This is a genomic window from Trichococcus sp. (assembly GCF_055118575.1).
Map to the genome: position 1 here is coordinate 44,077 of NZ_JBSQPW010000003.1, position 12,493 is coordinate 56,569.

7 protein-coding genes and 1 CRISPR repeat array are annotated in these 12,493 nt (G+C 43.2%); of the genes, 2 read left to right on the top strand and 5 right to left on the bottom strand.

Annotated elements, in window-relative coordinates; translation table 11 throughout:
- Nucleotides 1–193: 193 nt before the first annotated feature.
- The 3 genes from ACTCCX_RS01375 to ACTCCX_RS01385 are packed head-to-tail and all read right to left on the bottom strand — an operon-like array spanning nucleotide 194 to nucleotide 5,419.
- Nucleotides 194–2,269: a DEAD/DEAH box helicase gene (locus ACTCCX_RS01375; RefSeq protein WP_463274371.1), complete on the bottom strand. Its 2,076-nt coding sequence runs from the start codon at nucleotides 2,267–2,269 to the stop codon at nucleotides 194–196.
- A complete protein-coding gene (locus ACTCCX_RS01380) occupies nucleotides 2,269–3,597 on the bottom strand; it encodes a BREX system ATP-binding domain-containing protein (protein WP_463274372.1) in 1,329 nt (442 codons plus the stop codon). The genes ACTCCX_RS01375 and ACTCCX_RS01380 overlap by 1 nt, the downstream gene beginning before the upstream one ends.
- Nucleotides 3,590–5,419, bottom strand: a complete 1,830-nt coding sequence (locus ACTCCX_RS01385) for a tellurite resistance TerB C-terminal domain-containing protein (protein WP_463274373.1) — start codon at nucleotides 5,417–5,419, stop codon at nucleotides 3,590–3,592. Before ACTCCX_RS01385 ends, ACTCCX_RS01380 begins: the two co-directional genes overlap by 8 nt.
- A gap of 344 nt (nucleotides 5,420–5,763) precedes the next feature.
- Here ACTCCX_RS01385 and ACTCCX_RS01390 point away from each other — a divergent pair, with 344 nt between their 5' ends.
- Nucleotides 5,764–6,204, top strand: a complete 441-nt coding sequence (locus ACTCCX_RS01390; RefSeq protein WP_463274374.1) for a hypothetical protein — start codon at nucleotides 5,764–5,766, stop codon at nucleotides 6,202–6,204.
- Nucleotides 6,205–6,461: 257 nt separating this feature from the next.
- Nucleotides 6,462–7,490 carry an Abi family protein gene (locus ACTCCX_RS01395; protein WP_463274375.1) on the top strand — a complete coding sequence of 343 codons (1,029 nt, stop codon included), beginning with the start codon at nucleotides 6,462–6,464 and terminating at the stop codon, nucleotides 7,488–7,490.
- 65 nt (nucleotides 7,491–7,555) lie between these two features.
- Nucleotides 7,556–11,222: direct repeats of the CRISPR family, unit length 36 nt; unit sequence GCTATAGTTTCCTTACAAAATCGGCTAAACTAAAAC.
- 52 nt (nucleotides 11,223–11,274) lie between these two features.
- Here ACTCCX_RS01395 and cas2 read toward each other — a convergent pair.
- Complete coding sequence (gene cas2 / locus ACTCCX_RS01400) at nucleotides 11,275–11,583, bottom strand: CRISPR-associated endonuclease Cas2 (protein ID WP_463274376.1); 309 nt, start codon at nucleotides 11,581–11,583, stop codon at nucleotides 11,275–11,277.
- Nucleotides 11,584–11,590: 7 nt separating this feature from the next.
- Nucleotides 11,591–12,493, bottom strand: a complete 903-nt coding sequence (gene cas1, locus ACTCCX_RS01405; protein ID WP_463274377.1) for a type II CRISPR-associated endonuclease Cas1 — start codon at nucleotides 12,491–12,493, stop codon at nucleotides 11,591–11,593.

Consider the following 12,493-nt stretch of genomic DNA (forward strand, 5'->3'; position numbering starts at 1 on the left):
GTGTGACTGGATCCTAACAATTCCAAACATACCCCATGCTCCGGTGAAGCCACGCTCACAGGGGTTCATCGGTAACTTTCAGCCACACCTCCGACGAAGCCTTGGTCATCGGAGAAGGCACCCTCAAACGACTGCCCAACTCCGGCGAATCCTCCGTTCGCCGGAGCACAGCCCATGCGGAGCGCGTCCGCATTCAAACCGAAAAGAAGTTATTCAGGATCCACTTGATTCTCAAGCTTTTGGGAACCAAATGCATGAATTTTTGATGGACCGTCAATTCTTCAATGGCCTTCTCGTTTCTATCCAGATAGGCCGCAACGGTGTCCAAAGAAACATCCTCATCCGTCAGCCTTTGCATGATTCTTTTCAAGTCTGGACCGGTGATCAGGGAATGCTTATCGTGCAATTGATACTTCTCCCCCTCACCGACGATGCTCTTGATGAGCAGCAACAAGGCGATATTGAACTTGGTCCCTTTGAACGTCACGATGCCGATATTGGTCTGATTATCCTCTAACCAATAATTGCCTGCATCAAAGTAGAGTGCACTTTTCAGAAAGTCAAAGTCGCGCGTAATCTTATCGTTGTTCAGATTCAGGTACTCGCCCGTCCGCAGTAACTTTTCCATATTTTCCCGCACTTCATTGGAAACGAACCCTTCGTCGCTGATGAATTTCGGAGGTTTTCCCTCTTTCGTCCTTTCCACCTGGATGCGTTTTGCCTTGACATCGATATCTTTCACAATCCACACCCGGCCCGCCAACAGAATTTTGCTTTCGATTTGGATTTCCGGTGTGAACGGCAAACTACCGATGCGCTCGTGTTGATAATGCACAGAAAAATCACTGGTCGTGAAAAACAGCGCGTAGAAATCCCGGGAACGCAGCAGACGCTCTCCCTCCAGACCGACGATTGCCTCATCATCCATGATTTCAATGAAATCTTTTTCAATCATATAGTCAATCAACAGCGCCAGGTCCGGATCCGAAATTACTGACCAAACCGGAAAATGTTTATTCAACTGCAAAAGTTGTTCCAGCGGAATGCTGACTTTTTGGAAGAGTATCGCCATAACCTGGTGCGCCAATGCATTATAAGGTGTTTCAATCATTTCTGTGGCATCCAGTTCGCCCCGCTCGAGCAAATCCAGTGCAGCATAGGTCTGCAGCATTTCCCATGAGTCATCTTCTACAATGTGCAGGATGCTTTGATGGGTTCTCCGTCCGCTGCGTCCCAGTCTTTGGCTGAGCGAAGAGGTAGATGGAGGGGAGCCGTACTGCACGACGCTGTCCACGGAGCCGATGTCGATTCCCAGTTCCAAGGTGGAGGTACAGGTAATCGTGAACAGCTGATCCTCATTGTTTTTCGCAAAAAATTCCACTTCTTCACGCAACAGTTTGTCCACCGATGAATGATGGGCAAAATAGCGGATCGGTGCGTTCTCTTTTTTTGCCATCTTATCCAACTTATGGGTGATTTCTTCCACCCGATTGCGGGAATTCGGAAAAATCAGCATCGTTTCGGTTTTGGAATACTGGTAGATGGCTGCCAAAGATTCCCTGGCGACGAGTGGCCCAGACTCGCCGCTCGTATAATCAATTGTGATAAGCAGGTCGTTTTTGACGCGGTCCGCGAGGATATCCGTATGGCGTGGACTGCCGAAGAAGGCTTTCGCATAGCTAAAATCTGTTTTATTCAGGGTCGCGCTCATCGCAATGAAGCGCGGTGCTTGCATGAATCGGCTGATCCGCTGCAGCAGCGACTGCAGATGAATGCCCCGTTCCGTCCCCAGAAAACTATGGAGTTCATCGATGATGATCCATTCCACCCCTTTAAAGAGGTGCTCCGCCTCACCCGGCCGATTCACCAGCATCCCTTCGATCGATTCCGGCGTAATCAATAGAATGCCTTTCGGTTGATTCACAACCTTTTTTTTCTGTGCTTGGGAAACTTCTCCATGCCAGCGTGTGATCGGAATATCTAAATATTCACTGAGCTCGCTGATGCGCTGAAACTGATCATTGATCAGAGCTTTCAAAGGCGAAACGTACAACACCTTCAGCCCCGTTTCCCAATCTTCGACACTGTTCAATGCCGGAATGAATGCTGCTTCCGTTTTCCCGGATGCCGTTGGAGCGGACAAAATCAGGTTATGATCGGTATTGGTAACTTGTTTGATGGCCGCACTTTGAATATTTGTTAAGCTTGGCCAGCCTTTATCATAAATATACTGTTGGATATCTCGGCTGAGACTGTCAAATGCCTGCATCAGTAAACCTCTATTTCATCGTGATCATCTGCATCCTTCACAACAGCAGGAGCTTTTCTGCCGAATCGATCAGCAAGGATATCGGAAAAAGCATGATCCGGATTCTGGCGTTGCAAGGACAGAATTTCGATATAGTCCTTGATGACGGAACGTGGCGTCAAGAACGCCGCAGCTCCGGGCCGGTTCAGCTGGTCTTCCATGTATTGCTGAATTTCGCTGTCCTTAACAGACAGCTTCGTTTGGTAAGCCGTATTGTATATTTCCAATAACTTGGTCAAAAGGATAAAAATTTCTTCCGGCGTCAGCGGCTTCAGATCGATGACAGTGCTGTTGACATTGACATAGTCTTTATTTTTCATCAATTCGTTCCCGAAGCGCGTCTTCAAAGCCCCATAGCTGGCCAGTCCTCGACGTTCATCGTAAACCGTGTTCTTGGTGGCGCCGAAGTTGACGAACAGCCCTTTTGCTTCGTTTGTTTTGGTTTCGTTGTACAGATTGAGGATCATTTCATAATTTTTTTCACGGGTCAGTGCACGCGGCAATTTGTACAGATTGACGGATTCATCAAAATTGATGACGAATCCCTTGTAGCCGATTTTCAAAAACAATTCTGCCAGATTTTTCAAGGCGATGAGGTAGTTTGAGTCGTTGATGACATTCTTGATGCCCAATTCCTTAGAGGCTTCCGTTTTTGTCGTGATATCTCCGCGGATCCAACGAATCGCCTCGATCTGCAAAGACATATTATCGCCTGCGATTCCTTCAAAATATTTCATCAACGCTTGCCCGAATTCATAAGACAGCCCCGATGAATAGAAGGAATTGGTCGTCTTCAGGATGGCGTTCTCCACCAATTTCCAATGGGTCTTTTCCATCAATTCAGGAACGGTGAGGGCGTTTTCCGCGGCAAGTTGCTCGAGCAGCACCTGGATCCATTGCTGGACGATCGTTTCGATGGCATTTCCGTCGCGGTTATTCTTGATGACGATCTTGTTGACGACTTCGTTATAGAGCGCCAAAGCTTTCCCGGAGGAATCATAAAAACGGCGCGTCGGAGTCAAGTCGATTGTGGAGACAACAAAGTTCTTTTGCAGCGCCAATGATTCAATCGTCCGCAAAACAAAACTTTTGCCCGATCCGAAATCGCCTACCCAAAACCGCAGATCACTATTGCCGTCTTCCAAGTTTTGTAAGGTATCGATGATCTCCTTGACTTCGTTGCTTCTGCCGACCAACACGTGCTGGACCCCTTTTACCGGCACAACCCCTGCCTCAAGCGAGGCGATAATTGTCTGGGCATCTTTCTTTCTCAACTTGCTTTCAGCCATATAGCCATTCCCTCATTTCTTCCATAAAATCCTCCTCGATGATAACTTGCTGCTGGCTGATTACCAGCACTTGATCATCAAACACTTCATACAACACCTCATTCAATTCCGTGAGGTATGCGTGATGGAGCTTGCCATTATTTTTTGCCTGTTCCTTGAAATCATCCAGAGAGATTCCATCATTTGCCACCAAGTGTCTCAGGAATGCCATTTGCTCAGAATCCTGGTCATTGTCAGGCTCAGTGATTGCTGTTTCTTCGGATTCTTCCATAATAGCGGCGGCACTTTGCGATTCTTTTACCTCTACGTCCGACGACAGATCGATCTCGCCAACAAAACCCGGCTCGATGGCTGCCTCTTCCCCCAAATAAGTGTCAACCATATCAATGATTGTATCCAGGGCCGAGTGCGAGGCGCTGATCAAGGCTGTGTCCAGTTTGATTTCTCTGCGCGGCGGTTGCGTGCATTCCCTCAAAAGCTCGGGCAAATTTTCGATAGTAAGATCGGCATTAAGCAATAACTGCTGATAATCGGCCTGTCTGGTCGGATGAATGAAGCCATCCCGTTCTTTTTGCAACGCTCTTGAAATCGACAACTCCATGCGTTCCATCAGGCAAATAAACAGGATGCGCTTTTCCGGATCCTCACTCTGTTTGATCACCTTCGCGGCTATCTTTTTCAAGTCCGGATCCTCTGCCACTTCACAAAGAACACTGCCCACTTGCTCGACCGATTGGCGGATAAACAAGTTTGCAGCCTCATGCCAAACGGTCTTGTTTACGTTGCGCAAGGCTGCAATGGTCGGATAATCCAGCTCGATCTCAACTTTCTGCTTCAGACAGTCTTGCAGTTTCCGAAACGTCTCATCCGGAAGATACTGCGCCAAAGTCTGCAGACTTTCTTCATCAGGCAGTACGCGCAGCCCTTCCACTTCGCGGCGGACAGCGTTCTCTGCCAGGATGTACAGATCCGTTGGCAACCGGAACGTTTCCGCCCAGACACGACCATCATCCAGCGGCAAACGGAAATATTTCCGGAAATAATTATTGGGTTTGACCTTCCATTTGATGGAATCCTCCTCCAGATCATGCAATACGAGCTGCAAAAGTTCCACGTATTTCGACAAGCACAGGCTCATGACAGCCGGTATTTCCGTAAACCGCGTCGCCCTTTTCCTTAGGTGATCGAAATACGCCATTTCAATCCCATCAAAAATTTGTTTATCCCGAAGCACCCCTGATGGGTCCCACCAGACGATTTTGGTTCCGAACTGCGTCAAGCCAAATCGCGTTCTTGTCTCTTCATCCGGAGCAGGCAAATATTTGCGGTACTCCTCAACCTCGCGGGCAAGGATTTTTTGGATATCCCTGGACAACATGGCTTGCAGATCATAGGAAAAATAGGCATCTGGGTGCATATTGTCCTGTCTATAAAATGAAAATACCACTTCTCTGGCCAACCGATGAATTTCGTCAAAGATAGTGACGCGGTAATAGTAGCGTTCATATTTCACATGTTTGATATTTTTGCGCTTCTTCTTGAATTCGACGTCAACGACAGTACACAAGATTTCAAATAAGGCACCTACCACAGCCTCCACTTGTCCTGTCAAATTTTCATTCAGTCTTACTTGAGGCGAAACGTAGCTGATCCATGATTCCTTTACAGCTTTCGTTTCAGCTTTTTTTAGAGCGCTCTGCTCTTTGATGAGATCTCTTGGATTGATGAAGGACTCCTCGTTCTTCACCAACTCGATGATCGATAATTTTTTCTCTTCGGTCATTTGCTTATTTTTGAATATTTTATTTACGAATTCAAACATCTTGGACGTTCCCCCTTTCCAAGTCACTGTGCAATATACGCTCTTAGTATACGTCTATTTGCGCGCATATTCAAGAACGCGTGTTCTATGAAGTACGGGTATGCAAGCTATGAAGCCTTCAACTCACTTTGGGCTTGCTTGATAATTTATGGAAAAGACTGTTTATGGTAAACTGAAGCAGGAAAGAAACCGGATAAAAGCGCCCTCTTCTTTGTCAAATGTCTCCCGTTCCCAACGCTATGCCCTTCATTTTTTTCGTTGTCCCAATCAAATGAGAAAATAAGGCAACAGTTCACGTCTGTCAGGGATTTTTGACAGTACGCTTCCCTGAAGGATGGAGTACCATGATAATAATTAAAATATCCTTGTTTCTACTCCATCTGTTAGTGGCTATCTTCGCCTTTTTTGGCGGTTGGGCTGCCATCTCGCGACCTTTGGACCCATTTGGCATCTCTACCGATATGCTGGTCAATTCCCCTTTCGATACTTTTCTGATTCCCGGACTGCTGCTTTTCATTGTCATTGGCCTTGGGCAATTGGTCGCTGCCGCCTCTATTCTGTTCCGCTCGCATTATCAAGCCTATATCAGCTTTTTCACCGGTGGGGTGTTGGTGATTTGGCTGCTCATTCAGGTGTTGATGATCCGGACCATTGAGGTGCTGCATATCGTGACCGCTGTGATTGCCTGCATCCAGATTGCACTCTCCCTAGCCCTAATGTTTAAGGAAAGGCTCTTTCCGACTGATTATATCAGGGACTTCATGAATCGCCAGAAACACGGCTAAACAATGGAACTTTTTACCTAAGGAGCAGGACGAGTAGCCTGTTCCTTTTCGTATTTCCTCAGCAGGCCTCTTTCTGATACGGGAAACCTTCCTTCTCATCCCTCTCGGTTAGTAGGTTTTACGAGCCTAAAAGGTTGCTATTTTTAGCCTGACATGTTAATATAATTCCACTAGAACTTACCACGCTTCCTTGATCGAAAGGCCAATAGCGGACCAGGGTAGGTCTTTTTTTTTGAGCGAATAGGATGTGGATTAGCTTGACTTATTTTTTTGAAACCTACCAACAAGTCGTATCGGCAATCGAAAAATACCAGAACCGCCCAAGATACTTCAAAAAAAGCAAGGATGTAGGAGAATGGATGAAGGTCCCCTCCACGTTGGAAAATTTTATAACAATCCTATATGGAGAGGATGAAGGTCATAACTTGTCCTTCACAGAAGAAGAAAAGCAGATGGCTCAAGAATTCTTCCAGTACAATAACTATTACAACTTTTCCATCTTTCCGAAACTTCTCCCTTGTCAAGAAGAGAAGCATACCTTCACGGATGCTCTGCGAATTTACCAAATTGATGAATTCCTGCGCAGAGAAATCCACTATTTTACCTCTCGAATTGAGAAATGGATCAAAACAAGTGTCGCCTATCACCTCAGTCACATATATGAAAGTGCTGAATATGCAAAGGCGGAATGCTATCTCGATCCTGCCCTCTATAACTCCCACAAAACCTATCTTGAAACAATGGAAAGCTTTGCTGTGGCACTCTATAAGAGCAAGGAACCGTTCATTGAGCACCATTTCAAGCAGCGGAATGGCTGCATTCCTATTTGGGTCTTAGTGGAAGAGCTCACCTTCGGCCAAGTCGATACATTCCTCTCTGTATTGAACACTGATTATCGAAATGAATGGTCGGACAGGGTTTTCGGGCGGGAAAATCGAAAATTTGTCCTTAGCTGGGTCTCAGTATCTCGTTACCTTCGGAATATATCCGCACACCATAGCCGTTTTTATGGGAAGAAATATATTGTTCTTCCGAAATTAAAAAAGGAAGACATGAAGTATTATGGTGTTACTAATGGAGAGAAAAACACTCTCTTCGTGGCTTTACTTGTTCTAAAATCCCTTCTCTCATTCCATTCCCTTCAAGTAAAGTCTGAATGGAATCTGTTCATGGATAATTTAGAAGAGATTTTGAATGACAACACAGGGATTGTAAACTACCCCTTAAATGGACTAAGCGAAAATTGGAAAAGTGCCCTTGTGATTGAAACAAGCGCTGTAAATTAAGACTAGCAATTCTCTCTGTGAAGGAATATTGCTAGTCTTTATTTTATAGAGCAATAGAACAAGGCGCTATAGTTTCCTTACAAAATCGGCTAAACTAAAACGATGTGTTGGCGGCAGGTTTCCGCGTTTGAGCTATAGTTTCCTTACAAAATCGGCTAAACTAAAACACAGATTCAGGATGGAATCGTAAAGTACAAGGCTATAGTTTCCTTACAAAATCGGCTAAACTAAAACTCACCCGTTGTAAGGTTGATAGCATCCTTGGCTATAGTTTCCTTACAAAATCGGCTAAACTAAAACAGTACCGGAGAAAGACAGATGGCTTTATGGGCTATAGTTTCCTTACAAAATCGGCTAAACTAAAACCCAAAACAGTAGGAGCAGCTGCAGTAATTTGCTATAGTTTCCTTACAAAATCGGCTAAACTAAAACCCAAGCGATCGACGAGGTAATTGCTGTGATGCTATAGTTTCCTTACAAAATCGGCTAAACTAAAACTTCAAGGGGTAATTGATTATTACAACCAGAGCTATAGTTTCCTTACAAAATCGGCTAAACTAAAACCGACAAGCGTCAATTCGCTCTGGCCTTCTAGCTATAGTTTCCTTACAAAATCGGCTAAACTAAAACACAGTGTCGCATGACCAAGCTGCACCTGACGCTATAGTTTCCTTACAAAATCGGCTAAACTAAAACCTGTCGCTCGGATCAGATAAGCGATGGAAGGCTATAGTTTCCTTACAAAATCGGCTAAACTAAAACTGGACAAATAATCAACTTGTGTCAATAATTGCTATAGTTTCCTTACAAAATCGGCTAAACTAAAACTAAACGCCACCACTAGTAGAGCGAGTATAAGCTATAGTTTCCTTACAAAATCGGCTAAACTAAAACGTCACGATGTCAGAAAAGAATTGGAACATGGCTATAGTTTCCTTACAAAATCGGCTAAACTAAAACCTATCGGAAGCTCAGGAACCCAGCCTATCAGCTATAGTTTCCTTACAAAATCGGCTAAACTAAAACCCTTTTCCGATTAAATCGTCATACACTTTAGCTATAGTTTCCTTACAAAATCGGCTAAACTAAAACGGAACGGAAGGCAAATATATCAAACAAGGCGCTATAGTTTCCTTACAAAATCGGCTAAACTAAAACCGTCCGATTACAAAAAGACTAGCGTAAGCGGCTATAGTTTCCTTACAAAATCGGCTAAACTAAAACTTGTTCTCGCTCTTTCATCATTGCACTTGTGCTATAGTTTCCTTACAAAATCGGCTAAACTAAAACGATATGGCGAAAGAATTTGGAATTTCCTTGGCTATAGTTTCCTTACAAAATCGGCTAAACTAAAACTAATTTATCCCGATGAACTGGAAATCGACAGCTATAGTTTCCTTACAAAATCGGCTAAACTAAAACATTTAATGCCCATTATCAATCTCATATCTGGCTATAGTTTCCTTACAAAATCGGCTAAACTAAAACTGGGTGGGTGAATAATCTATGACATTGTCCGCTATAGTTTCCTTACAAAATCGGCTAAACTAAAACGGTTCCTCGCATCACTACATCAGGCTACCAGCTATAGTTTCCTTACAAAATCGGCTAAACTAAAACATGCGTTCTGACGAAATCATCATCTTCTTGGCTATAGTTTCCTTACAAAATCGGCTAAACTAAAACTGCCACCTATGCACCTCCTTTTTGACTAACGCTATAGTTTCCTTACAAAATCGGCTAAACTAAAACGAGCCTGCCATCACACAGCAACGTTGTAAGGCTATAGTTTCCTTACAAAATCGGCTAAACTAAAACTAGCACCAACGGATAAAGGCTTGTATTTCCGCTATAGTTTCCTTACAAAATCGGCTAAACTAAAACAGAGCGCGATCTTTTGATGGCGATACAGGGGCTATAGTTTCCTTACAAAATCGGCTAAACTAAAACTTGCTCTTGGCTGTCCAGACAGCAGGCTTGGCTATAGTTTCCTTACAAAATCGGCTAAACTAAAACGCTTGTAAAGTGAAGAGATATGATATACTAGCTATAGTTTCCTTACAAAATCGGCTAAACTAAAACTCGCGTTGACTAAGTCCGCTTACCAAGCCTGCTATAGTTTCCTTACAAAATCGGCTAAACTAAAACCTTTCCGATTGACTATTGCCCATCCGGTTTGCTATAGTTTCCTTACAAAATCGGCTAAACTAAAACTGAAAGGTCGATAGATTGTCGATGGCGATGGCTATAGTTTCCTTACAAAATCGGCTAAACTAAAACTGCGGTTGTGGGTACAATTATCTTTATATAGCTATAGTTTCCTTACAAAATCGGCTAAACTAAAACACAGATTTAACAATGTCATTTACAACTGGTGCTATAGTTTCCTTACAAAATCGGCTAAACTAAAACCAATAAAGGTCAAAAGGCACGTTGCGATCAGCTATAGTTTCCTTACAAAATCGGCTAAACTAAAACGTGTAGGAAATTATACTAAATCTATAGATGGCTATAGTTTCCTTACAAAATCGGCTAAACTAAAACGGCTTGGAAACACGCGTAAATACTTGACTTGCTATAGTTTCCTTACAAAATCGGCTAAACTAAAACCGCAATATCCAGATTTTGCAGATCCAACTGGCTATAGTTTCCTTACAAAATCGGCTAAACTAAAACTCTATTTTTATGGAACGTATCAAAGCAACAGCTATAGTTTCCTTACAAAATCGGCTAAACTAAAACCTTTAGGCGCAAAAATTGGATATCTGAAGGGCTATAGTTTCCTTACAAAATCGGCTAAACTAAAACTTGTAATTGGCATTGGCAGCCACACGCATCGCTATAGTTTCCTTACAAAATCGGCTAAACTAAAACCCTCCTAGAATGGCAGATCGTCATCATTGAGCTATAGTTTCCTTACAAAATCGGCTAAACTAAAACTTGCCGATTGGTGTCCATGCCGTTCCGGTCGCTATAGTTTCCTTACAAAATCGGCTAAACTAAAACTTGGCTACAACTAGATTGGATACCCCGTAAGCTATAGTTTCCTTACAAAATCGGCTAAACTAAAACCGCAGAATTGACGGATTCGCTTCGTTTATGGCTATAGTTTCCTTACAAAATCGGCTAAACTAAAACTCAGCAACATCCGCTTTGTTGTCACGCAATGCTATAGTTTCCTTACAAAATCGGCTAAACTAAAACCTTTCAACTTTTTGAATGGTAGCCCACAGTGCTATAGTTTCCTTACAAAATCGGCTAAACTAAAACGCGTAAGTAGGTACAATTCGTTTGCCCCTTGCTATAGTTTCCTTACAAAATCGGCTAAACTAAAACCTTACGAAAAAAACGCAAGTCCTAGGCTTTGCTATAGTTTCCTTACAAAATCGGCTAAACTAAAACAAGATGGGGACTAGCATGGAATCCATCCAAGCTATAGTTTCCTTACAAAATCGGCTAAACTAAAACTACTATTTCGGCTAACATGTCTGCTTGGGGGCTATAGTTTCCTTACAAAATCGGCTAAACTAAAACTTACAAGGGAATCAGAACAATCGGCCCAGAGCTATAGTTTCCTTACAAAATCGGCTAAACTAAAACTGTTTCTCCTCTTCTGTTGGCTGATAGGTAGCTATAGTTTCCTTACAAAATCGGCTAAACTAAAACGCATCTTCAATAGCATAAGCTCAACCACTTGCTATAGTTTCCTTACAAAATCGGCTAAACTAAAACGTCTCGCGCGAAAAAGCCCTTCATACCAGCTATGAAGGGCTTTTTGGCGTGTCTAAAATACGGTCAAACTACTGGAATCCAGCTTGTCTTCGATAGGTGAAACGCCTCCTACTAAAACTTTCATTTCACTGAATTGTTTTTCTGTCAAGGTAATTAATCGAACAGATCCTTTTTCCGGAACATTATCCTCTAGCCGAAGCAGATATTTATTCACCATGTCTTTTCCGTTACAAATTCGGTAATAAACCGAAAACTGCATCATCACATATCCCTCATCTAACAGATACTTCCTAAATTTGGTCGCAATTTTTCTTTGTTCTCTCGTTTCTACAGGCAAATCGAACATAACCACCATTCTCATAAATCGGCTACTCATATTCGTGCGGTCGCAACGGAATCAATTCTGGCAGTTTCAGATTTGCCGTTGAGTTATTTCTGCAACAGTTGGTATAGGAAGATACCGTTTTTCTGATTGCATTGGTGAGGGAATGCAATTCATTGTCTATCTTGACTTCTGTGAATAATAAAGACACCAACTCGCGCTTATGATTCGATGTCAAAGCTTTCTCTTCCGGATTGATATTTTGCGCAACCCATAAATCCACATAGGGCCTGAATGGTTCTATCAAGTCATCCGCCAGATTGAATGCGTTCAATTCGTTGTGGTGGTGGATTCCGAATGCTGGTTCAAAGCCGTATGCACAAAGATCTCTGGAAATCGCACCTCGCACAATAGCATATCCATAATTCAATGCGGCATTATGGATTGTTTCATGTCTGCGGTTAAAGCCGAGATCAAACAAGGATCTGAAGTACAATGCTGCTGCACTGGACTCTTTGAAACTCTTATCCCCTTCCTGCACTTCAGCAGCGAATTTATTCAATTCAGCCACATTGGGTGATGAAGTCAATTCCAAGCATCTGGCTTGATTCAGCACTTTTTGCCGGATGATTTTTTGCCATGCCCGATCTTTGAAACGTTTCGTAACGCCCAATTGATTTTGCAAAATAATCAATTTACGCGAATGGTTCCCCAAAGGAGTCAATACGGCACAGGGCATATGTTGCTTATTGCAGGTATAAAGAGCGACTTGGTTCTCCGCCAAAAAAGAAATGGTCGGAGCCGTCAACGTGCACTGTAGACAATCGATAACGATGCTATCGATATCGTCAACGGGAATCGAAATATCCTGATCCTGCGAAATAATCAGTTGACGATTTTTAATGCTCAATCGAGCTGGATTTTCAATATAGATATTCCGAAACCCCAT

Bases quoted from the DNA above. Each gene is read 5' to 3' on its own strand.
- ACTCCX_RS01375 (WP_463274371.1), bottom strand. From the start codon at position 2,269: ATGCAGGCATTTGACAGTCTCAGCCGAGATATCCAACAGTATATTTAT.
- ACTCCX_RS01380 (WP_463274372.1), bottom strand. From the start codon at position 3,597: ATGGCTGAAAGCAAGTTGAGAAAGAAAGATGCCCAGACAATTATCGCC.
- ACTCCX_RS01385 (WP_463274373.1), bottom strand. From the start codon at position 5,419: ATGTTTGAATTCGTAAATAAAATATTCAAAAATAAGCAAATGACCGAA.
- ACTCCX_RS01390 (WP_463274374.1), top strand. From the start codon at position 5,764: ATGATAATAATTAAAATATCCTTGTTTCTACTCCATCTGTTAGTGGCT.
- cas2 (WP_463274376.1), bottom strand. From the start codon at position 11,583: ATGAGAATGGTGGTTATGTTCGATTTGCCTGTAGAAACGAGAGAACAA.
- cas1 (WP_463274377.1), bottom strand. From the start codon at position 12,493: ATGGGGTTTCGGAATATCTATATTGAAAATCCAGCTCGATTGAGCATT.